A 20,759-nucleotide genomic window follows, 5' to 3' on the forward strand; every position below is an offset into this window, starting at 1 on the left:
AAGCACTGATTCACACCTTCAGTCAACGCACCCGGACAAGCTCCGCGACCGCCCTCTCGATACCCCTCCGGTCGTAACCGTTGATGGGCAACGTCGCCGCATGGGCATGACGGACCACGCCCTCCCGGTCGATCAGCAGGCTGCCGGACTGCTGCAAGGCACCGAACACCTTCTTCACCAGCCCGACAGCCTCATGCGGCGTACCGCTCCGGCCGGTGACCACCTGGAACGGCAGAGCACGCTTCGCCCGCCAAACCTCGGCTTCCGCCCGGCCCTCGGGGACCGCGACCAGGACCCGCACACCGGCGGCCTCCCACTCTCCAGCCCGACCGACGAGATCCTTCACATGGCCGTTGCAGACCGGACACGTGGTCGAGCGCATGAAGTACAGCAGCACGTTGTCCGTGCCGCGGAAATCCGAGAGACGCACGGCCCGCCCGGCCGTGTCCTCCAGTGCGAGGTCCGCGACCGTCGATCCGATTTCGAGCATGAGTGATTCCTCCTGGGATACACGTGTCGTCAGGGAAGGTTCGCGTCGGCCAGCAGCAGCTCACGGACCGTCGCCCGCGCCCGATGCAACCGGGACTTCATCGCCGGCGTACTCAGCCCGAGCACGTCCGCGACCGCCCGGCCCGGATACCCCTGGATGTCCCGCATGATCAGGACACGACGCTGATCGACCGGCAACGCGGCGACGGCCTCCGCCACCCGCCGCGCCTCCAGCCGTTGCAAGACGTCGTCCTCCGCCGAGACCACCTCGCCGAGACCCACCGGATCGTCACGCCGCAACGCCCGCCGCGCCCGGCGCAGACACTCGTTGCGCACGATCCGGAACATCCACGACGCCAGCGCACCGGAAGCCCGCAACGTGCCGATCTTCCGGTACAGGATGATCAGCGCCTCCTGCGCGGAATCCTCCGCGTCCTCCGGCGAAGCACACAGAGAGCGTGCGAACCGCTGCACATGCGGATGCGAACCCGACACCAGCGCCGCGATCGCGTCCGCGTCCCCGCCCTGCGCGGCCACGATCAACGACTCCCGGGGCCAACCGACCTCCGCCAACACGACCTCCTCCGACACCGGGAATCTCCCGGCCCCTACTAGAGCCACCACCCCCGCAAAAGGATTCAGCCCACGAACCAGCCGACGGAACGGGGCCTCCTCACCCGATGGCATGATCGCCGGTATGACCTGGACCGCCCCCGAGGTGACCCGCCCGTCCGGCGACACCGCCGCGCACGAAAGCACCCTCCTGCCCAGCCTCCTGGCCTGGCACCGCAGCACCTTCCTCCTCAAATGCGCCGGCCTCACCGGGGAACAGCTCGCCCAGGCGTCGATCCCGCCGTCCAACCTGACCCTGCTCGGCCTCATCCGGCACCTCGCCAAGGTCGAACGCATCTGGTTCCGCCTCCGCTACCGCGCCCAGGACATCGGCCCCCTCTACGATCCCGCCCTCGGCAAGGACCACGACTTCGAGGTCATCGACGCCACCAAGGCCGAAGAGGCCTACAACACCCTCCTCGAAGAGATCCGCCTCGCCGACGAAGCCGCCGCCGGCGGATCACTCGACGACACCTTCGACCTCGGCGGCGACCCGTTCTCGCTGCGCATGATCTACGTCCACATGATCGGCGAATACGCCCGCCACAACGGACACGCCGACCTCATCCGCGAACGCGTCGACGGCCACACCGGTGCCTAGAGGAGCGACCATGAACTACGGATTCGTCGGGACGGGCGAGATCGCCGCCGCCATCGTCGAAGGCCTCAGCAAAGACGTCGACGACGCGCCCTCGATCTTCCTCTCACCCCGCAGCCGCAGCGTCGGACAGGAACTCACCGAGCGCTTCCCGAACGTCCAGGTCTGCGCCGGCAACCAGGACGTCCTCGACAACGCCACGACGATCGTCCTCGCCGTCCGCCCGCCGATCGCCCAAGAAGTCCTCACCGACCTCACCTTCCGGCCCGACCACGTCCTGATCAGCGCCCTCGCCGGCGTCCGCCTGACACAGCTACGCGAATGGGCCGCACCCGCCGCCGAAGTCGTCCGGACCATTCCGCTGCCCCCGGCCGCCCGCCGCCAGAGCCTCACCGCGATGTACCCGGACAACACCGCCGCCCGAACCCTGTTCGACAGCGTCGGCGGCACCGTCGTCCCCAACGAAGAAAAAGACCTCGAGGTCTTCAGCGCCGCGACGTCCACCTTCGCCGCCCACCTCGACTACGTCAGCACCATCGCCGCCTGGATGACCGACCAAGGCGTCGAAGACACCACCGCGACCGCCTACACCGCCCACATCTTCGGCCAACTCGGCCAAGCCCTGCTCCAGCACGACGGCTCACTCGAAACCCTCACCGGCAAGCACATGACCCCCGGCGGCATCAACGAACAACTCCTCACCGACCTGCGCACCGGCGGCGTCCCCGACACCGTCCGCCACGCCCTCGACGGGATCCTGACCAGGCTGCGCGACCAGTGACCATCGTCGAAAGACTGCGCGCCGCCGGATGCGTCTTCGCCGAAGACGAAGCCCGGCTCCTCAGCGCGGAAGCACACACACCCGCCGAACTCGACACCCTGATCCAACGGCGCATCGACGGCGAACCCCTCGAAGTCATCCTCGGCTGGGCGGAGTTCTGCGGACTCCGCATCGTCGTCGAACCCGGCGTCTTCGTGCCACGCCAACGCTCCGAACTCCTCGTCCGCCACGCCGTCACCCTGGCCGGACCGGGAGCCGTCGTCCTCGACCTCTGCTGCGGCACCGGAGCCCTCGGCGCCGCAGTCGCGGCCCAAGTGGGCGACATCCGGCTCTACGCGGCCGACATCGAACCCGCAGCCGTCCGCTGCGCCCGCGCCAACGTCGCCCAAGCCAGGGGAGAGGTCTTCGAAGGCGACCTCTACACACCCCTTCCCCTATCGCTCAAAGGCCACGTCGACGTCCTCATCGTCAACGCCCCCTACGTCCCCACCGACGCCATCGCGATGATGCCGCCCGAAGCCCGCGACCACGAACCCCGCGTCGCCCTCGACGGCGGACAGGACGGAGTCGACGTCCACCGCCGCGTCGCCGCCGAAGCTCCACAATGGCTCGCACCGGGCGGGCACCTCCTGATCGAAACAGGGGAAAGTCAGGCTTCACACACCGCGGAAGCCATGGCGCACAACGGATTGACCCCCGAAGTGATCACCGACGACGAGCTGTACGCGACGATTGTTGTCGGTGCCGGGGGATAGCGTCCCCGCCGTGACCGACTACCTCCAAACGACCCGCGCCGCCTACGACACGGTCGCGGCCGACTACGCCGAACTCCTCCGCGGACACCTCGCCGGATCCATCTGGGACCGAGCCGTACTCGCCGCCTACACGGAACTCGTCCGAACCGCCGGCGGCGGACGAGTCGCCGAAATCGGCTGTGGCCCCGGCCGCGTGACCGAACACCTGCACACCCTCGGACTGGACGTCCACGGCGTCGACCTCTCGCCGGAGATGATCGCCGTCGCCCGGAAGTGGTATCCACACCTGGACTTCGAGATCGGGGAGATGCCCGGTCTGTCCCTTGAGGACAACACGCGGGCCGGCATCGTCGCCTGGTACTCCATCATCCACACCCCACGGGAGCGGCTGCCGGAGATCTTCGCCGACTTCCACCGGATCCTCACCCCGGGCGGCCACCTGTTGCTCGCCTTCCAGGTCGGCGACGAAGTACGCCACATCGAGCACGCCTACGGCCACGACATCACCTGCGACGCCTACCGCCTGCTCCCGGAGAAGATCGCCGAACAGCTGGGGGAGGCGGGGTTCACCATGCTCTCGAAACTCGTCCGTGAACCGTCGGAAGAATTCGAGACGACCCAGCAGGCCTACCTGATCGCCCGCAAGCAGTAGCTCAAGGACGCCGAGCCTCGATGAGCCAGGCCGCCGAGTCGTAGAAGACGCCTCGGCCGGTCTGGTGCTCGGCGAGATCTGCGCGCAAAGCCTCGATGGCCTTCGCGCGCGTGGCCTCGTCCAGATCGTTCAACCGGCCGCCGTGCTGCTCGACGATGAACTCCGCCGCGTCATCGACGTCCTGACCGAAGTACATCGGCCTGTTCACCTCGGTCGACCGGACCTCGGTGTACCCAGCGGAGGTCAGCAGCCCTTCGGTTTCGAGCGGGTCGCTCAGCGCGAGATTCGACGCCGGCACCTCACGACCGGCGGCGAAGATGGTCCGGAACGTGCTGATCCATTCGTTGAGCCGCAACGGCTGCCACGTCAGCAGCACGAGACGGCCACCCGGCCGCGTCGCCCGCGCGAGGTTGGCGAACGCGGCCAGGGGAGTACCGAAGAACATCGCGCCGTGCCTGCTGATCACCACGTCGAAGCCCGCTTCGGGAAACGGATGGATTTGAGCGTCCGCCTGTTCGAACGTCGCGTTGAGAACGCCTTCCGCTTCGGCGACCCGACGGGCGAGCCCGAGCATCTCGGCAGAGAGGTCCACACCGAGAGCCGAGCCGTCAAACGCCAAGCGTGCGGCGTCCCGCGTTGTCTGACCCGCGCCGCAGCCGACATCGAGAACCCTGTCGGAAGACTCGATGGCGGCCGCCCCGAGAAAGGTCTCTCGGTACGCGGCGACGCCGTCATTGATGCGCTGAGCGCGCCTTGTCCACAACGTGCCTTCGTCGCCGTTCCACGCGTTCAGCATCTGCTCGTTGGCCGGATCGACGCGCACAGCGGTGCCCTCGGACATCTTCTGCTACCCCCAGATCTCGATCTCCAAGGAAGAAGCTAGCGCAAGCTTTGGCCGGAACCGTCTTCGCGTCAGGACACGACCGGTGCCATGTCAGGTGGCCATATGTTCGCCGAGGCGTCGGGCGAGTTCGGCGAGTTCGTCGTCGGGGATGTCGAGGTGACCTCGTTCGGGGGCGAACACGGCGGTCTGCTGCTGGTCGTAGGGCACGCCGGGTGGCAGGGGAGCGAGATGCCAGTGGACGTGCCGGTTGGCTTGCTGGCTGCCGAGGGACAGCACGTAGAGGCGTTCGGTGGGGAGCAGGTCGGTGAGGGCGCGGCCCGCGCGGTGCACGAGCGCCTGGAGGGCGAGGTATTCCTCCGTAGTGAAGTCGGCGAGGGCGTGTTCGCGGTGCTCGACCGGAGCGACGAGAAAGTGCCCGAGCACCGACGGGAAGCGGCTGGCGAAGACGACGGCATGGTCGTCGCGGTAGGCGATGTGGTGAGGATAGTCGGGATTGCCGGCGAGCAATTCGCAGATGAAGCAAGCACGGCGGGCTAGGTCGAGATAAGCGTCGGACTGCCAAGGCACACGTGTGGGCACCAGTCTCATCTACCAGATCTGCGTCATCTCAGCCTGGATGGCGGACCCGCCACTACTTGAGGTCCGCCAGTTGGACTGAGCCAGGACACGCGCGGCAGACGGAGGGAGGAAGCGACAAACGCTCTACTTGACATAATGTACATTATCGGCACTTTGGCCGACCTGGACGAACAGGTCTGAGAGGGGTCTCCAAGGTGACCTGAAGGGGCCTTTCATCGCATGTCGCGCAGGGATTGGCTCCCTTCGTCGCGTCGGACGCGGGAGCCACTCCCTTCAGCTTCCTCGACACCTTGAGGGCACGCCTGAGACCTGGGCGCCATGGACGCCCCCAAGGGCGTGGATCGGATGACCGATCACCCACCCTCAATACGTCACTGTGACGAATCAACTCAGACGTCCTGGTCGCCAAAGACGAACAGAAGCATCTGTCGCGGCCAACTTTGACGATCGGCCGCCAGATCCGCCAGTCGCCAGACCCTCGTCGATCACGGTCGTCCCGAAGTGTCATGCAAGGGCCATTCAGGACACAATGCGTCAGGAAAGACCCTTGCATGACACTTCGGAAGGCGTCGAGCGGACCGAGATCCCCCGCGAGAGGTTTCCGGACCCATCACTCCGTTTCATGCATAATCACTATTATGCATGAAACGGAATATAACCCAGTGTAAGACTGTCGGTGCCATGCGGTACAAGATCCCTATGAGGGTTTCCGAGGCACAGCAAGCCTTTTTCGCCGCACGTCGTCCCCGTAAGGATTCTCCTCACACCACCGACGCCTACCGTCGCGATCTCGCCGGCATCACCGCTCTCCTGCTCCGCGAGCTGGACCGCTCCCCTGACGATTTGACCGTCGAGATGCTCACGGCCCAAGCGCTCCGGAACGCCTTCGGCGCCTTCGCTGACACGCACGCCAAGAGTTCGGTCCTGCGCGCGTGGTCGACTTGGAACCAGTTCCTCACCTTCTGCGTGTCCGATGGGCTTCTGGCGGGCAATCCGATGGGCGCCGTCGCGCGGCCGAAGGCTCCGCCGCTGACGCCGAAACCCTTGCGGGGCGAGGAAACCCCGGAGCAGTTGCTCGCCGCCGCGGCGGACGGATCGCGTCGGACGCGGGATCCGTGGCCGGAGCGGGACGTCCTGGTGATCGCGCTGGGGCTGGTCGCCGGATTGCGTGCGGCGGAGATGCGGGCGCTGACGACACGGTCGCTCGTCGGCCGTCAGGGCGAGATGCGGCTGCACGTCCACGGCAAGGGCAGTCGCGATCGGTCGATCCCGGTGCAGCCGATCATGGAGAAGATCATCGAGGAGTATCTGGCGTCCTGCCGGCGGCGTTTCGCGCAGCAGCGGTTCGGGCCGTCCACTCCCCTCCTCCGTGATCGCGCCGGTGAGCCGATCGGCCGCGGGGCATTGGAGTACCTGGTGAAGTCCTGCTACCGGTGGGCCGGGTTGCACGACCGGGTGCCGGTCGGGGCGAACCTCCACGCGTTGCGGCACACGTTCGCGACACGGCTGGCCGAGGACGGTGCGACGGCGTCGGAGATCATGGCGTTGCTGGGGCACGCGAGCCTGGCGACCAGCCAGAACTACATCGAGGCGACCGGCCGGGAGCAGCGGGCGGCGGCCGCGAGCAACCGGACGTACCGGGCGCTCGACGGGATCGTGTAGGTCAGCGCAGCTGTTCGAGGTCCTTCGCGGCCTGGGCGATTTCGCCGGCGAGGCCGCGAAGTTCGGTGGCCGAGGCGCCGTCGTCCGCTGCGGTGACGACGTCTTCGGCGGCGCAGCGGAGTTGGAAGAGCCGGTCCTGGAGGGTGGCGATCTCGGTGTCGGAGAGGACGACGGCGTCTTCGGGGAGGCCGCTGCGCTGGAGGGCGGTGCGGCGTTCGTAGGCGCGTTGGCGGCAGGATTGCCCACAGTAACGGCGGCGCCTGCCGACGTTGCCGCCCTGTTCGAGCCTCCGGCCGCACCATCCGCAGTGCTTGGGCGCCCCCGCGCGGCGGAGCTCGGACAGCTCTTCGGCGGACGTCTTCGGGTGCTCGGCGACTTCCCTCACGGAAGAGACCCTAGCTGGCCATGGAGTGATCATGCCGGGGCCACAACCGAAGTGCACACTAGTGGGGTGCCGACACTGTTCCCGTATCTCGCCGATCCGCTCCCGCGTGCCTTCGCCCATCGTGGCTGGCACCTCGGTGACCTGGAAGGGCTGGAGAATTCGCTGCCGGCGTTCCAGCAGGCGGTGACGGAGGGCTACCGGTATCTCGAGACGGATGTGCACGCGACGTCGGACGGCGTGGTGGTCGTGCACCACGACGAGTCGCTGGATCGGACGACCGACGGCGCGGGGTTGATCTCTCGTCAGACTTGGGCGCAGCTGCGGAACGTCAAGGTCGGTGGCCGTGCGCCGTTGTCGCGACTTGAGGACGTCCTGGAGGAGCTGCCGGAGGCGCGGTTCAACATCGATGTGAAGTCGAACCAGGCGGTGGAGCCTTTCGTGCGGGCGGTCGAGCGGACCGGCGCGCATGACCGGGTCGCGGCGGCGTCGTTTTCCGACGCGCGGCTGGCGCGGATCCGGAAGCTGGCGGGGCCGAAGCTGGTGACGGCGATGGGGCCGCGTTCGGTGGCGGTGATGTGGGCGAACGGGTTCCTGCCGCTGGTGTCGTTGCGGGCTTTGTCGAGGGGTGCGATGGCGCAGGTGCCGGTACGGCAGGGACGGTTGAAGGTGGTGGACCGGGCGTTCCTGCGGCAGGCGGCGCGGGTGGGGTTCGAGGTGCACACGTGGACGGTGGATGATCCGGCGGAGATGCGGTTGCTGCTGGATCTGGGGGTGCATGGGATCGTGACGGATCGGCCGGATCTGCTGCGCGACGTCCTTCGGGAGCGGGGGTCCTGGCCTGCCTGATTCTCGCGTTTAGTCCTCTGAATGCGATTGGATCGCATTCAGAGGACTAAACGCGGGGTGGTTACCGGGGTGGTTTGCCGCTCCAGGCGGCGTCCCAGGTCTTGGGGCCGAGCCGGCCCGAGTCGTTGATGCCGTTCGCTCGTTGAAGGGCGAGGACGGCTTCGCGGGTCTTCTCGTAGTAGCAGCCGGTGCCGGTGAAGCCGTAGCCGAAGGCGTTCATCCGCAGTTGGAACAGCTTGAGCGGGGCGGCGCAGTCGCCGTAGGCGTAGACGACGCCGGGCCAGGCCGGTTTGGGTCCGCCGGGCGGTGCGGGCGGGGTGGGCTTCGGCTTGGGCGGAGGCGGAGGCGCGGGTTGTCCTCCCCCGCCGATGTAGGCGGAGTCGGCGTAGGACGGGACGCGTTTGCTGCGGGCGTCGCCGTCGTTGCGGAAGCCGAGTTTGCCGGCGCATTCCCAGGGTTGCCAGCCGCGCATGCGGTACAGGTAGAGGGCCCGGTAGTCCTGTTCGCGGGGGCTGGCCTGGTCGGGCCTCCCCTGGCCGCCGACGCTGCGCCAGGTGGGCAGGTCGAACTGGTAGGCGCCGTAGTAGCCGTTGCCGGTGTTGATGTTGTAGCGCCCGCTCGATTCACACATGCGGAGCTTGGCCCAGTGGGAGCCGTGGGGATCCGCGGCGGCGGATCCGGTGGTGGCGATCTGCAGGCCCGTCACGGCGAGGGCGAGCAGGAGCGTTCTCGCCACTACGCGGTGTGCTGTGCGAAGGCGATGGGTCCTCATGAGCGGAACAGTAAATACCGGACACTTGCTTCACAAGAGTCACAGCTCGCACACCAGCCTCACATGAAACACACGTCGCTCGTGGCAGCGACACGCCGACGATGGTCGGGCGGGTGGCCGGGAAGGGTTCGTCACGCGTCGAAAAGAACACGGTCCGGACTCGTGCCGGACAGGTCGGCGTGATCACCAGTATTCTCCCGCTGACCTCGACATTTACGACCTCAGGAGCAGTGCATGACGGTGGCCGTGACCCGTGAACGCAAGCGGGTGTGGCGGGCTTGGTACCTCTACGACTGGGCCAATTCGCCGTTCTATTCGTCGGTCATCACGGTGTTCGGAGCGCTGTATTTGAGCGAAATCGCGTCCGCGGATGCCAAGGGAAATATCACCCTTAATGGGGACAGGCCGTGCACCGATTCGAGTGGAGCTTCGAGCACCCTTCAGAACTGCGACGTCTCGTTGTTCGGCCTGCATTTCCCGGCGGGCTCGCTGTGGGGGTACCTGCTGTCGATCGCGACGGTGACGCAGGTGCTGGTGCTGCCGATCGCCGGCGCGATCGCGGACCGGAGCCGGCACAAGCGGCGGATCCTGGGCGGGTTCGCTTTCCTGGGCGCGGCGGCGTCGGCGTTGATGTTCTTCATTTCGGGGACGAACTGGGAGGTCGGGGTCTGGACGTTCATCCTGGCGAACATCGGTTACGGCGGCGCGCTGGTCGTCTACTACTCGTTCCTGGTGGACATCACCGAGCCTGACGAGCGGGACGCGGTGTCGTCGAAGGGGTGGGCGTTCGGGTATCTCGGTGGCGGGCTGGCGCTGGCGTTGCAGCTGGGGTTCTTCATGGGCCATGAGGCGTTCGGGGTGAGCGAGGGACTGGCGATCCAGATCTGCTTCCTGACGTCGGGGATCTGGTGGGCGGTGTTCACCTTCCCTGCGGTGCGGGCGCTCCCCCAGACCCATGTGCCGAAGTCGGGCGAGCGGGGCCTGTCGGTGCTGACGGCCGGGTTCAAGGAGCTGAAGCGGACGATCGCGGAGGCGAAGGCCTATCCGCTGACGTTGGCGTTCCTCGGGAGCTACCTGGTCTTCACCGACGGGATCACGACGGTGGTGGCGGTGTCGGCGCAGTACGGGAAGGACGAGCTGAAGTACAGCACTCAGGTGCTGATCGTGACGATCCTGGTGATCCAGTTCCTGGCCTACGCGGGTGCGATGATCCATGGGGCGATCGCGGCGCGGATCGGGGCGAAGAAGACGATCCTGGGCAGTCTGGTGGCCTGGGTGGCGGTGCTGGTGTTCGCGTTCTTCATCGAGGCCGGTCAGCCGCTGCAGTTCTACGCGGTGGCCGTCGGGATCGGGTTGGTGCTCGGTGGAACGAACGCGTTGTCGCGGTCGTTGTTCGGGCAGATGATCCCGGAGGGGAAGGACGCGCAGTACTTCTCGTTGTACGTGGTGGGTGAGCGGGGGACGTCGTGGCTCGGTCCCCTGTTGTTCGCCGCGGTCGGGCAGATCACCGGGTCGTTCCGGTACGCGATCGTCGCGCTGGTGATCTTCTTCGTGCTCGGTTTCGTGTTCGTGTGGCTGGTGCCGGTGCGCCGGGCGATCGAGGCGGCGGGCAACCGACCACCGGCGGTGCTGTGACCCGGGAGGGTGCCGATAGGGTCGGGCGTCGTGACCGTACTGAAGGAGAGTGGCCCGGATCCCACGGACGCGTTGTCGTCGGTGCCGGTGGCGGGTTCACGGCGGGGCGTGCCGGTCGTCGGGAAGCTGAAGTTCTGTTACGGGCCGATGGACTGCGGGAAGTCGACGCTGGCGTTGCAGATCGACCACAACCACGCGCGGCAGGGTCGACGTGGGATGGTGCTGGTGCGGCATGACCGGTCCGGTGAGCCGCAGATCACCAGCCGGATCGGGCTGACGCGTAAGGCGACCGAGGTCGGGAACGACACCGATCTGCGGTTGCTGGTGCGGGAGCAGTGGGCGGCGGGGAGGCATGTGGACTATCTGATCGTCGACGAGGCGCAGTTCTTGTCGCCTGATCAGGTGGATCAGCTGGCTGAACTGGCCGATGACGTTCAGATCGACGTGTACTGCTTCGGTATCGCGACGGATTTCCGGAGTGTGTTGTTCCCGGGTGCGGCGCGGCTGTTCGAGTTGGCCGACGAGTTGCAGCCGGTCCAGGTCGAAGTGTTGTGCTGGTGTGGGCAGACGGGACGGTTCAACGCGAGGGTTCGTGACGGTGAGGTGTTGCGAGCCGGTGACACCGTTGTGGTCGCCGATACCGAGCAGGTGGTCGTTGAATCTTCATCGACATCACGTTCTGAGGGTGACCTGAACACGGTCCGTTATCAGGTATTGTGCCGTCGACACTTCCGCCTGGGCGACCTGGGGCCGACTTCTGCCCAACACGGTCAGTTACGATTGACGTGACGGGCGTACTACTAGCCCATCTGGGGGATATCCGCACCAAGATGGCCGTATTGACGTCACGCCGGAGCGCGAGATCCCTCCTACTAGTGGAAGCTGTTGCCACCGGGTGACACAGCTCATCGTGAGCAAGGACATGGTGTCCAGGGAATCCTCTGGCCCTCCCCGTCGTTGCATAGGGTGAGCATCACCCTGGCTCCACCCGGAGCTGACTGAAAGGACCCCATCATGGCCGACCGTGTTCTCCGTGGAAGCCGGCTGGGAGCGGTCAGCTACGAGACCGACCGCAACCACGACCTCGCCCCTCGGCGCACAGTGCGCTACGCCTGCCCCAAGAACCACGAGTTCGAGGTGCCCTTCTCCGACGACGCCGAGATCCCCTCGGTGTGGGAGTGCAGGCTGCACGGCAGCGAGTCCGAGATCGTGGACGGCGGACAGCCGGAGCAGAAGAAGGTCAAGCCCCCGAGGACGCACTGGGACATGCTCCTGGAGCGTCGTTCGATTCCGGAGCTCGAAGATCTGCTCAACGAACGTCTCGCCGAGCTGAAAGGACGCCGGACCACCCGGTCCGCCTGACGCACGGCATAAGTAGCTAGCCCCACCACGAACACGACGAAGCCCCCGCGGCCTCCCTCCGCGGGGGCTTCGTCGTGTCCGGGGTCAGGCGGGCAGGCCCGCGACGAGGGGCGCTAGGGCTTCGGTCAGGCGTCGCAGGTGTTCGGGCGGCGATTCGAGGAGCGGGAGCCGGACCGTGGCGTACGGGATGACGCCGAGTTCGGCCAGTGCGGCCTTGGCCATGATGGCGCCCTGCGAGGTGCGCATGACGGCTTCGGTCAGGGGATGCAGTTCGTCCTGGAGCGCTCGCGCGGTGTCGAGGTCTCCCCCGCGTATGGCCTGGATGAGCCGGGCGTTGCGGTCGGCGAAGGCGTTGCCGACGACGCTGACCACGCCGGTGGCGCCGCAGGCGAGGTACGGCAGGTTGAGTTCGTCGATGCCGCAGTAGTAGGCCAGTGACGAGTGGGCCATGACCGACATCGCCTCGAACAGGTCTCCCTTGGCGTCTTTGACGGCCCGGATCCGGGGATGGGCGGCGAGTTCGATCAGGGTGGCCGCCTCCAGGGCCGTGCCGGTGCGCGCGGGGACGTCGTAGAGCATCACCGGCAGTTCGGTGGCGTCGGCGACCGCGAGGCTGTGCGCGATGACGCCGGCTTGGGTCGGCCTGGAGTAGTACGGGCATACGAGCAGCAGCGCGTCCGCTCCGGCGGCTTCGGCGTTGTGGGCGCGGCGGATGCAGGCGGCGGTGTCGTAGGTGCCGACGCCGGCGATCACCCGGGCCCTGTCCCCTGCCCGGTCGGCCACGGCGCGGACGAGCCAGGCGGCTTCAGGGTCGGTCAGGGTGGGTGCTTCGCCGGTGGTGCCGCCGACGACGAGGCCGTCGCATCCGGTGGTCAGCAGGTGGTCGACGAGCTTGTCGAGGCCGGGTTCACTGAGTGCGCCGCCGGGTTCCATCGGGGTCACCATGGCGACGAGGTTGGCGCCGAAGAGGGGTTCGGTCATGGAATCGATCGTGGCCGCGCTGACAGGTGCGGTCCAGCGATGCTTTTTTGCCGGTATTGCGTAGTCTGGCTTCATGATCGAGGTCGGAGCCCTGCGCGCGCTGCGGTCGGTGGCCGCTCTCGGGACGCTCGCGCGGGCGGCCGACGAACTGGGGTTCACGGCGTCGGCCGTGTCGCAGCAGATCAAGCGGCTGGAACGGCAGATCGGGGTGCCGGTTCTCGCGCCGGCGGGACGCGGAGTCGTGCTCACTCCGGCCGGACAGGCCATCGTCGACTCCGCACCCGCCGTGTTCCAGGCGCTGGAGCGTTGCGCCGAGGCCGCGCAGTCGGTCGCTGAGGGCGCGCCGCGCGGCGTGCTCCGCGTGGCCGCTTTCTCGACGGCCATCCGCGGGCTTCTCGCTCCCCTGTACCCGCGCCTGCCGGCGCGTCACCCGGATCTTCGTCTCCACATCACGGAGCAGGACCCGGACCAGGCCTTGCACAGCGTCGAGGCGGGGACCGCCGACCTCGCGCTCGTCCACGACGCCGACGGCCTGCCCTCACCGTTGCCCTCGACACTGTCGCGGCGTCTGGTGCACACCGACCTCGGGGACGTCGTGATGGCCCGGACTCATCCACTGGCGGGAACCGAGCCGCTGGACGGCGGTGACCTGGCCGGCCACGCGTGGGTGACCAGTCCGCCCGGCACGGTGTGCCACCAATGGTTCCTGCGCCTGTTCGCCGACCTGCCCGAGGAGCCCGACGTCCGGCATCTGGTGGACGACTTCTCCACGCAGCTGTCGCTGGTCGCCTCGGGCGAGGTCGTCGCCCTGATCCCACGGCTGGCTCGGCCACCCCTGGGTGAGGGGCTGGTCGTCCGGCCGTTGCGCCGCCCGCCGAAGCGTGAGGTGCAGGCGGCCTGGCGGCGCAGTGCCGAGGCGAGCCCAGCGATCCAGGCGGTGCTCGCGGAACTCTAAGCGGCTTGATACCCAGGGATGTCCTCGACGCGGTCGTACACCGCCAACCCGCGCGATCGGGCGATGGCGACGTCCTGGTCGGCGCCGGTGGAGTCCCCGGGCAGGCGCAGGACGGCGTCGCAGTGGTGCAGCAGCCTGTCGGCCGTGGGGTACATGACCTCCTTCGCGACCGGGTCGGCCACGGTCTTCCCGCCCGCGCCGCGCAGGACCGGGAGCGCGACCCATTCGCCGATCATCGGCACGTGCCCGGCGCGGAAGATGGGCCAGGCGGCTTCTTCGAGCCGGGCGAGGTTGCGGGCGAGGAGTTCGGGGTCGTCTCCAGTGCCGGAACGGAACGGGCCGGCGATGAGGATCATCAGAGGTTTGGTCATGAGCCGGAGCTTAATGTGCAACAATCGGCAAGAACAAGGAGGATCGTGCAGATGTTGGCCGCGCAAAGACGAGACCTGCTTCTCGAACGCCTGAAAACCGAGGGCCGGATCGTCGCGAAGGACGTCGCCGTCGAACTCGACGTATCGGAGGACAGCATTCGCCGTGACCTGCGAGAACTAGCCGAAGCCGGACTGTGTCAACGGGTCTACGGCGGAGCGCTGCCGGTCTCCCCCGCCACCGCGGACTACGCGACGCGGATGGCGGTCAGTGTCGCGGGCAAGGAAAAGATCGCGAAACGTGCAGCAGCGTTGATCCGGCTCGGGTCGACCGTGATCCTCGACGGCGGGACGACGGCGCTCGCGCTGGCGAAGGCGCTACCGGTCGACCTCGAAGCGACCATCGCCACGCACAGCCCCACCGTGGCGGCGGCGCTCGTCACACATCCCAAGGTCGAGGTATTCCTGATCGGCGGACGCCTGTTCAAGCACTCCGCCGTCACCTGTGGCGCGGCCGCGGCGGAGGCGGCGATGCTGATCAACGCCGATCTGTTCTTCCTCGGCGTCACCGGCGTGCACCCGGAGACCGGACTCACCACCGGCGACTCTGACGAGGCCGCGATGAAACGCACACTCGCCCAACGCTCGGCCGACACCTATGTGCTGGCCAGCTCGGAGAAGATCGGTGCCGCCTCGCCGTTCACCGTACTTCCCCTGTCCGACGTCGCCGGCGTGATCACCGACGCGGCTCCGGACGACCCGACCGTCAAGGAACTGGGGAAGCTGGGCGTGAGCGTGCTGGGTGTCAGCCCTTCTTGGCCAGCCCGCGCAGCTGCTGCCAGCGACGCTTGATCCCCCACATACCGACGAGCACGATGGCCTCGCGCACGACCGAACCGCTCATCTTCGACTGGCCGATCTCACGCTCGGTGAAGGTGATCGGCACCTCGACGACGTCGAACCCGGCGAGCTTCGTCCGGAACGCCAGATCGATCTGGAAGCAGTAGCCCCGCGAGGCGATCTCGTCGAGCGGGAGCTTCTCCAGCACCGAGCGGCGGTACGCGCGGAAACCCGCGGTGATGTCGTTGATCTTGGTGCCGAGCGCGATCCTCGCGTAGAAGTTCGCCACCCACGACAGCGCCTTGCGCTGGAACGGCCAGTTCACCGTGCTGCCGCCGGGAACGTAGCGGGAGCCGATGGACAGGTCCGCGTCCTCCAGGGCCGCGAGCACCCGGGGCAGATCCTCCGGCGCGTGCGAGCCGTCGGCGTCCATTTCGACGATGGTGGCGTAATCACGGGAGAGACCCCAGCGGAACCCGGCGACGTACGCGGCGCCCAGGCCGGCCTTCTCGGTCCGGTGCATGACCTGGATCCGCTCGTCGGCCTTCGCGAGCTCGTCGGCGACGTCGCCGGTCCCGTCCGGGCTGCCGTCGTCGACGACGAGGGCGTTCACGTCCGGGAGTGCCTTCAGCAGGCGTTCCAGGATCGGGCCGATGTTCTCCCGCTCGTTGTACGTCGGGACCACCACCAGCACCGGATCGATTCCCTGGGCCCCCCGTGGCGCCTGCGCCATCCGTCTTTCCTCCGTGTTCCGGCGGGTCAGCCCGCCGCTTCCCTCGTTGCCTTGGCGGCGCTGGCGCGCCGGGTGCGAAAACGGAGTACGAACCCGCCGGTAACCCCGGCGACCGCCAGGGCCAGCAGTCCGTACTCCGTCGTAACACCGAGTAGATCCGACAGCGTAGTCTGCTGCCTCAGCGGTACGCGGCCGACCAGGGAATCTGCGGTGAAAAGGCTGGTGGAGGCCGTGATCGAACCGTCGGGTGCGACGATCGCGCTCACCCCGCTGGTGGCGGAGACGATCACAGAGCGACCGTGTTCCACCGCGCGCAGCCGCGACATCGCCAGCTGCTGGTAGCTCATCTCCCCCGGGCCGTACCAGGCGTTGTTGGTCGGTACGACGAGCAGTTCGGCGCCGTCGGCGACCGATTCCCGGGCCGGATAATCGAACGCGGTCTCGTAGCAGATGAAGACCCCGACCTTGGTGCCCGCGACCGACAGGGCGGCGTTGGCGCCGTCGCCCGGAGTCATGTTCGCCACACTGTCGACGAACGGGGTGACGAGTTTCGCGACCTCGCGGGCCGGGACGTACTCGCCGAACGGGACGAGTTGCTGTTTGGCGTAGCGCTGACCCGGCCCGGTGACCGGATCCCAGACGAGCGCGGAGTTCTGCGCCGTCCCGTCCGGCAGCCGGACCAGCGCGCCGATGATCGCCTGGGTACCGTAGTCGCGGACCATCTGATCCACGCCGGCGTCACCGCTGCGCATGGCCATCGCGGTCTCGGGCCAGATCAGCAGATCGATCTTGGTGTTGTCCGCCTTGAGCTTCTCGAGCAGCCGGGCGCTCTCCGCGAGGTGGTTGTTGCGGAGTTCGTCTCGACGGCCCTCCAGAGCCAGTCCGATGTCGGGGGCGTTGCCCTGGACCGTGGCGATGGTGAGTTCGCCGTCCTGCGCCTCGGTGCCGATCGTCGGCCACACCGCGAGACCCGCCACGACCGGCACCAGCGCGTACGCGGCCGCTGTCACGAGCGAACGCCGCGGCGAGGACTCCTTGACACGCAAGCAGAGAGCCGCGAGGCCGAAGCCGGTCAGCACGACGGCGAGGCCGACGAGCGGAGCGCCGCCGATCGACGCCAACGACACGAAGGCGCCCTCGGGCTGGCTGAACGCCACGCGGCCCCAGGGGAATCCGCCGAACGGGAACCAGGCGCGAGGCGTCTCCAGCGCGATGATCACCAGCGCGGCCCACAGCGGCCCGAGCGGGAGCCTCCACACCACGGTGGCGAACGCCCCGCCGAATCCGAGGTACACCGACAGCGCCATCGCCAGCCCGAGCCACGGCCACGGGCCGAAGTCCGGGCCGAGGAAGTCGAGCAGCCAGGTCAGCAGCGGCAGGAAGAACGCCACCCCGAACACGAACGCGTAGCCGAAAGCGCCGCGGAACCGGCGTCCGTGCACCACCAGGGCGAACCCGGTGAACGCCAGCGGCGCGAGCCACCACAGCGGACGTGGCGCGAAACTCAGGTACAGGGTGAAACCCGACGCCGCGGCGACGAGGAAGCGCAGGAACCAGGCGCGGGAGAACCGCTTTCGCGGCGCTGCTTCGGGATCCGGGCTGGTCACGGTCGAGGACACCCCTGAACCCTAGGCCGTCCGGGTGACCACGTCGTGGATGACCTGCCCGTCGCGGACCGTGCGCAGGCAGCGGGGCGGCGGAGCGCCCTCTTCCAGGTTCGGCAGCGGCGGCACACCCGCACGCGGGTCGGTCGACCAGCGCTGCACCCGGGAGTCCGGCGTCGCCACGACGAGGTCCGTCGCGTCCCACACCGCGTAGTGCGCGGGAGCGCCCGGGACCAGGCTGCCGGTGACGCCGTCGTTGACTCCGGCGGCGCGGTGCCCGGCGCGGGTGTGGGCGGTGAAGGACGCACGGGCGGACAGCCCCGAACCCGGGGTGCGGTGGTAGGTGCCGGCGCGGACGGTGGCCCACGGGTCGACCGGGGTGACCGGGGCGTCGGAGCCGAAGGCGAGCAGAAGTCCTTCGGCGGCCATGGCGGCGAAGGGGTTGAGCTTCGCGGCCCGGTCGGTGCCGAGGCGGTCGGCGTACATGCCGTGCGCGCCGCCCCATTCCGCGTCGAACCGCGGCTGGACCGAGGCGACGACTCCCCAGCCCGCGAGTGCCTTCGCCTGCTCGGTGTCGATCATCTCGACGTGTTCGAGGCGGTGGTGCCGGGCCGCGAGTGCTCGCTGTCCGACGGTCTTCTCAGCGAGGCGGAATCCTTCGACGACCTCGGCGACGGCGGCGTCGCCGATGACGTGGAAGCCGGCCTGCAGACCGGCTTCCGTGCAGGCGGCGATGTGCTCGCCGATCGCGGGAGCGTCGAGGTAGAGCGTGCCGGAGGTGCCGTGCGCGTCGGAGTACGGCTCGTGCAGCGCGGCCGTGCGGGAGCCGAGGGCGCCGTCGACGAACAGGTCGCCCGCCACTCCCCTGGCTCCCAGCGCGCGGGCGGTGTCGACACCGCCGTGTTCGCCCCAGTACCCGACGACCTCGGGCAGCCCCGGGCCGGCGGCGAGCGCGAGCAGGTCGGTGAGGTCGTCGGCGCCGGAGATGTCCGGGCCGGCGCATTCGTGGACGCTGACGACCCCGCAGGCGGCGGCCTCGGCCAGGAACGCGCGCTGGGCCTCGCGTCGCTGCTCCGGGGTGATCGCCTCGCGCATCGCGGCGCGGACGCGGTGGTGTGCGTCGCGAGTCAGCGGGCCGTCGGCCGACCAGCCCGGCGCGTCGTGCACCCCGGGCGCCAGCGCGACGAGCGCACTGGTGACGAGGGCGGAGTGGACGTCGACGCGGCTGAGGTACACCGGCGTCGTCCCGGCGGCATCGTCGAGTTCGGCGCGGCTGGGCAGCCGGCCGTCGGTCCAGCGGGACTCGTCCCAGCCGTGCGCGACCAGGACCTGGCCGGGCCGGACGGCGTCACGGACGGCGGCGAGCAGCTCTCCGGCGCTGCGGACCGCGGTCAGGTTCAGGCCGGTGAGGTGCAGGCCGGTGGCGGTGGCGTGGACGTGGGCGTCGACGAAGGCGGGGGCGACGAAGGCGCCGTCGAGGTCGACCACTTCGGCGTCGGGATGCAGTGCCTTGGCGGGGCTGTCCTGTCCTACCCAGACGACGGTGCCGTCCGTGATCGCCATGGCGGTGGCGTCGGGAGCCGACGGGCTGTAGATGCGCCCGCCGAGCAGGAGCGTGGTTCGCGCGTTCGTCACGCTTCCGAGTTTGCAGCGTGCGGATGATCACGACGTCGCGAGGGTCGCTGAAAAGTACTGGGGTCGCGATCTTCGAGGCCCTGCGCGCCCGCTCGAGGGACGCGGCAGTCTCCGTCCGACACTCCGCGCAGAACAGGAATATTTACGTCGCTCGAACGATGTGACAGGATATTTTCACGCGTTTCCGACGACGAGGAGTACAAGTGACTGCGATCCAGGAGCCGACCTCGCCGGTAGCCGCCTACGAACAGCCCTACGACTACACCCGAGTCGAGCTGATCGAACCCGACTGGCGCCGCTTCCCCGGCTGGCACGACGTGACCGAGGCCGAGTGGCGTGACGCGCAGTGGCAGCGCGTGCACTGCATCCGCAACGCCAAACAGCTGCGCGCCCTGATGGGCGACCAGCTCGAGGAGCGCTTCTACGAGGACATGCTCGCCGACCAGCGCGAGATGGCCACGATGTCGATGCTGCTGCCGCCGCAGATGATCAACACGATGGCGCCCAACGCCGGCACCGACCCGGCGAAGGTGACCGAGGCCTGGTATCGCGACCCGATCCGCCGCTACATGCTCCCGGTACGCAGCGACCGTGACACCGAATGGCCGAGCCACCCGCACTCCGAACGGGACTCGCTGCACGAGGCCGAGATGTGGGTCGTGGAGGGACTGACGCACCGTTACCCCACCAAGGTCCTGGCCGAGATGATCTCGACCTGCCCCCAGTACTGCGGGCACTGCACCCGGATGGACCTGGTCGGGAACTCGACCGAGCAGGTCGAGAAGCACAAGCTCTCGCTCAAGCCGGTCGACCGGCAGGACGCGATGATCGAGTACCTGAAGAAGACCCCGGGCGTCCGCGACGTCGTGGTCTCCGGCGGCGACGTCGCCAACGTGCCGTGGCCGCAGCTGGAGTCGTTCCTCATGCGGCTGATGGACATCGACACCGTCCGTGACATCCGCCTCGCGACCAAGGCGCTCGCCGCCCTCCCGCAGCACTGGATCCAGCCGAAGGTCGTCGAAGGCCTCGAGCGCGTCGCCGGCACCGCCCAGCGCCGCGGCATCAACCTGGCGATCCACACCCACGTCAACCACGCCCAGTCGGTCACCCCGCTGGTCGCGGAGGCTGCCCGGACCGCGCTCGACGTCGGCGTCCGCGACGTCCGCAACCAGGGCGTGCTGATGAAGGGCGTCAACGCGACCCCGGCGGAGCTGTTGGACCTGTGCTTCGCACTCCAGGGCGAGGCGAACATCCTGCCGTACTACTTCTACATGTGCGACATGATCCCGAACGCCGAGCACTGGCGGGTTTCCGTGCACGAGGCACAGGAACTGCAGCACGCGATCATGGGCTACCTGCCCGGTTACGCGACTCCGCGCATCGTCTGCGACGTGCCTTACGTCGGAAAGCGCTGGGTCCACCAGCTCGCTGAATACGACCGCGAGCTCGGCATTTCTTACTGGACCAAGAACTACCGCACCGGGATCGAGCACGAGGACCCGGAAGCCTTGCAGCGCAAGTACCCGTACTACGACCCGATCTCCACGCTTCCCGAAGCCGGTCAGAAGTGGTGGGCCAACCAGCCCCGATAGCTGCTACATGGCTACCATGATCCTCTGACTCAAATCCCCACTCGACGAGTCGGCCGGTAGCCGAGCGCAACCGATCTCC

The 20,759-nt window shown here is 68.1% G+C and carries 23 protein-coding genes; 12 read left to right on the top strand and 11 right to left on the bottom strand.

From position 1 onward, the window contains the following. Positions 1–22: 22 nt before the first annotated feature. Positions 23–490, bottom strand: a complete 468-nt coding sequence (locus H5J31_RS09365) for a peroxiredoxin family protein (RefSeq protein WP_181772088.1) — start codon at positions 488–490, stop codon at positions 23–25. Between the two features lie 29 nt (positions 491–519). Beyond that, positions 520–1,062 carry an RNA polymerase sigma factor gene (locus H5J31_RS09370; RefSeq protein ID WP_236004876.1) on the bottom strand — a complete coding sequence of 181 codons (543 nt, stop codon included), beginning with the start codon at positions 1,060–1,062 and terminating at the stop codon, positions 520–522. 124 nt (positions 1,063–1,186) lie between these two features. Here H5J31_RS09370 and H5J31_RS09375 point away from each other — a divergent pair, with 124 nt between their 5' ends. The 4 genes from H5J31_RS09375 to H5J31_RS09390 are packed head-to-tail and all read left to right on the top strand — an operon-like array spanning position 1,187 to position 3,887. Further along, complete coding sequence (locus H5J31_RS09375) at positions 1,187–1,702, top strand: DinB family protein (RefSeq protein WP_181772090.1); 516 nt, start codon at positions 1,187–1,189, stop codon at positions 1,700–1,702. 10 nt (positions 1,703–1,712) lie between these two features. Further along, a complete protein-coding gene (locus H5J31_RS09380; RefSeq protein WP_181772091.1) occupies positions 1,713–2,480 on the top strand; it encodes an NAD(P)-binding domain-containing protein in 768 nt (255 codons plus the stop codon). Further along, a complete protein-coding gene (locus H5J31_RS09385; RefSeq protein WP_181772092.1) occupies positions 2,477–3,235 on the top strand; it encodes a putative protein N(5)-glutamine methyltransferase in 759 nt (252 codons plus the stop codon). Before H5J31_RS09380 ends, H5J31_RS09385 begins: the two co-directional genes overlap by 4 nt. A 10-nt stretch (positions 3,236–3,245) precedes the next feature. Further along, complete coding sequence (locus tag H5J31_RS09390; protein ID WP_181772093.1) at positions 3,246–3,887, top strand: class I SAM-dependent DNA methyltransferase; 642 nt, start codon at positions 3,246–3,248, stop codon at positions 3,885–3,887. Position 3,888: 1 nt separating this feature from the next. On the opposite strand, the gene H5J31_RS09395 is transcribed toward H5J31_RS09390, so the two are convergent. Both H5J31_RS09395 and H5J31_RS09400 read right to left on the bottom strand, forming a co-directional pair. Then, on the bottom strand, positions 3,889–4,728 hold the full coding sequence (locus tag H5J31_RS09395) for a class I SAM-dependent methyltransferase (RefSeq protein ID WP_181772094.1): 840 nt from the start codon (positions 4,726–4,728) through the stop codon (positions 3,889–3,891). Between the two features lie 93 nt (positions 4,729–4,821). Then, on the bottom strand, positions 4,822–5,310 hold the full coding sequence (locus tag H5J31_RS09400) for an HIT family protein (protein ID WP_207897762.1): 489 nt from the start codon (positions 5,308–5,310) through the stop codon (positions 4,822–4,824). A gap of 681 nt (positions 5,311–5,991) precedes the next feature. Here H5J31_RS09400 and H5J31_RS09405 point away from each other — a divergent pair. Beyond that, a complete protein-coding gene (locus H5J31_RS09405; protein WP_181772096.1) occupies positions 5,992–6,972 on the top strand; it encodes a tyrosine-type recombinase/integrase in 981 nt (326 codons plus the stop codon). A 1-nt stretch (position 6,973) separates the two neighbouring features. On the opposite strand, the gene H5J31_RS09410 is transcribed toward H5J31_RS09405, so the two are convergent. Further along, positions 6,974–7,357, bottom strand: coding sequence for a hypothetical protein (locus H5J31_RS09410; protein ID WP_181772097.1), 384 nt, complete (start codon positions 7,355–7,357; stop codon positions 6,974–6,976). A gap of 66 nt (positions 7,358–7,423) precedes the next feature. Here H5J31_RS09410 and H5J31_RS09415 point away from each other — a divergent pair, with 66 nt between their 5' ends. Next, entirely contained in the window at positions 7,424–8,203 is a 780-nt protein-coding gene (locus tag H5J31_RS09415) for a glycerophosphodiester phosphodiesterase (RefSeq protein ID WP_181772098.1), read from the top strand. A gap of 61 nt (positions 8,204–8,264) precedes the next feature. On the opposite strand, the gene H5J31_RS09420 is transcribed toward H5J31_RS09415, so the two are convergent. After that, on the bottom strand, positions 8,265–8,939 hold the full coding sequence (locus H5J31_RS09420; protein WP_181772148.1) for a transglycosylase family protein: 675 nt from the start codon (positions 8,937–8,939) through the stop codon (positions 8,265–8,267). Between the two features lie 270 nt (positions 8,940–9,209). Between H5J31_RS09420 and H5J31_RS09425 the strand changes: the two genes are divergently transcribed. The 3 genes from H5J31_RS09425 to H5J31_RS09435 all read left to right on the top strand — a co-directional run bounded on the left by H5J31_RS09425 (position 9,210) and on the right by H5J31_RS09435 (position 11,972). Next, positions 9,210–10,610 carry an MFS transporter gene (locus H5J31_RS09425; protein WP_181772099.1) on the top strand — a complete coding sequence of 467 codons (1,401 nt, stop codon included), beginning with the start codon at positions 9,210–9,212 and terminating at the stop codon, positions 10,608–10,610. Positions 10,611–10,640: 30 nt separating this feature from the next. Beyond that, positions 10,641–11,399 (top strand): thymidine kinase, encoded by a 759-nt coding sequence (locus tag H5J31_RS09430; RefSeq protein WP_181772100.1) that lies wholly within the window; start codon positions 10,641–10,643, stop codon positions 11,397–11,399. 225 nt (positions 11,400–11,624) lie between these two features. Beyond that, positions 11,625–11,972 (top strand): RNA polymerase-binding protein RbpA, encoded by a 348-nt coding sequence (locus tag H5J31_RS09435; RefSeq protein ID WP_005151365.1) that lies wholly within the window; start codon positions 11,625–11,627, stop codon positions 11,970–11,972. Positions 11,973–12,056: 84 nt separating this feature from the next. On the opposite strand, the gene dapA is transcribed toward H5J31_RS09435, so the two are convergent. Next, complete coding sequence (gene dapA, locus H5J31_RS09440; protein ID WP_181772101.1) at positions 12,057–12,953, bottom strand: 4-hydroxy-tetrahydrodipicolinate synthase; 897 nt, start codon at positions 12,951–12,953, stop codon at positions 12,057–12,059. 73 nt (positions 12,954–13,026) lie between these two features. Here dapA and H5J31_RS09445 point away from each other — a divergent pair, with 73 nt between their 5' ends. After that, positions 13,027–13,908, top strand: a complete 882-nt coding sequence (locus tag H5J31_RS09445) for a LysR family transcriptional regulator (protein ID WP_181772102.1) — start codon at positions 13,027–13,029, stop codon at positions 13,906–13,908. Here the strand turns inward: H5J31_RS09445 and H5J31_RS09450 are convergent. After that, entirely contained in the window at positions 13,905–14,279 is a 375-nt protein-coding gene (locus tag H5J31_RS09450; protein ID WP_236004877.1) for a DUF4406 domain-containing protein, read from the bottom strand. The two genes, H5J31_RS09445 and H5J31_RS09450, sit on opposite strands and share 4 nt — an antisense overlap. 51 nt (positions 14,280–14,330) lie before the next feature. Here H5J31_RS09450 and H5J31_RS09455 point away from each other — a divergent pair, with 51 nt between their 5' ends. Next, the gene (locus H5J31_RS09455; protein ID WP_181772150.1) at positions 14,331–15,128 is read left to right on the top strand and encodes a DeoR/GlpR family DNA-binding transcription regulator; all 798 of its coding nucleotides are present in this window, start codon (positions 14,331–14,333) and stop codon (positions 15,126–15,128) included. Here the strand turns inward: H5J31_RS09455 and H5J31_RS09460 are convergent. The 3 genes from H5J31_RS09460 to H5J31_RS09470 are packed head-to-tail and all read right to left on the bottom strand — an operon-like array spanning position 15,082 to position 19,088. Continuing rightward, positions 15,082–15,849, bottom strand: coding sequence for a polyprenol monophosphomannose synthase (locus tag H5J31_RS09460; RefSeq protein ID WP_181772103.1), 768 nt, complete (start codon positions 15,847–15,849; stop codon positions 15,082–15,084). The two genes, H5J31_RS09455 and H5J31_RS09460, sit on opposite strands and share 47 nt — an antisense overlap. Before the next feature lie 26 nt (positions 15,850–15,875). Then, positions 15,876–17,468, bottom strand: coding sequence for an apolipoprotein N-acyltransferase (gene lnt, locus H5J31_RS09465; RefSeq protein WP_181772104.1), 1,593 nt, complete (start codon positions 17,466–17,468; stop codon positions 15,876–15,878). 9 nt (positions 17,469–17,477) lie between these two features. Next, a complete protein-coding gene (locus H5J31_RS09470) occupies positions 17,478–19,088 on the bottom strand; it encodes an amidohydrolase (protein ID WP_181772105.1) in 1,611 nt (536 codons plus the stop codon). Between the two features lie 203 nt (positions 19,089–19,291). On the opposite strand from H5J31_RS09470, the gene H5J31_RS09475 reads away from it, so the two are divergent. Then, positions 19,292–20,680 carry a KamA family radical SAM protein gene (locus tag H5J31_RS09475; protein WP_181772106.1) on the top strand — a complete coding sequence of 463 codons (1,389 nt, stop codon included), beginning with the start codon at positions 19,292–19,294 and terminating at the stop codon, positions 20,678–20,680. The last annotated feature ends 79 nt before the right edge of the window (positions 20,681–20,759 follow it).

The organism is Amycolatopsis pittospori, from assembly GCF_013870525.1.
GTDB lineage: Bacteria > Actinomycetota > Actinomycetes > Mycobacteriales > Pseudonocardiaceae > Amycolatopsis > Amycolatopsis pittospori.

Excerpts from the sequence above, each read along its gene's own strand:
- H5J31_RS09365 (WP_181772088.1), bottom strand. The coding sequence starts at position 490 with ATGCTCGAAATCGGATCGACGGTCGCGGACCTCGCACTGGAGGACACG.
- H5J31_RS09375 (WP_181772090.1), top strand. The coding sequence starts at position 1,187 with ATGACCTGGACCGCCCCCGAGGTGACCCGCCCGTCCGGCGACACCGCC.
- H5J31_RS09380 (WP_181772091.1), top strand. The coding sequence starts at position 1,713 with ATGAACTACGGATTCGTCGGGACGGGCGAGATCGCCGCCGCCATCGTC.
- H5J31_RS09395 (WP_181772094.1), bottom strand. The coding sequence starts at position 4,728 with ATGTCCGAGGGCACCGCTGTGCGCGTCGATCCGGCCAACGAGCAGATG.
- H5J31_RS09405 (WP_181772096.1), top strand. The coding sequence starts at position 5,992 with ATGCGGTACAAGATCCCTATGAGGGTTTCCGAGGCACAGCAAGCCTTT.
- H5J31_RS09425 (WP_181772099.1), top strand. The coding sequence starts at position 9,210 with ATGACGGTGGCCGTGACCCGTGAACGCAAGCGGGTGTGGCGGGCTTGG.
- H5J31_RS09435 (WP_005151365.1), top strand. The coding sequence starts at position 11,625 with ATGGCCGACCGTGTTCTCCGTGGAAGCCGGCTGGGAGCGGTCAGCTAC.
- dapA (WP_181772101.1), bottom strand. The coding sequence starts at position 12,953 with ATGACCGAACCCCTCTTCGGCGCCAACCTCGTCGCCATGGTGACCCCG.
- H5J31_RS09445 (WP_181772102.1), top strand. The coding sequence starts at position 13,027 with ATGATCGAGGTCGGAGCCCTGCGCGCGCTGCGGTCGGTGGCCGCTCTC.
- H5J31_RS09450 (WP_236004877.1), bottom strand. The coding sequence starts at position 14,279 with ATGACCAAACCTCTGATGATCCTCATCGCCGGCCCGTTCCGTTCCGGC.
- H5J31_RS09455 (WP_181772150.1), top strand. The coding sequence starts at position 14,331 with ATGTTGGCCGCGCAAAGACGAGACCTGCTTCTCGAACGCCTGAAAACC.
- H5J31_RS09460 (WP_181772103.1), bottom strand. The coding sequence starts at position 15,849 with ATGGCGCAGGCGCCACGGGGGGCCCAGGGAATCGATCCGGTGCTGGTG.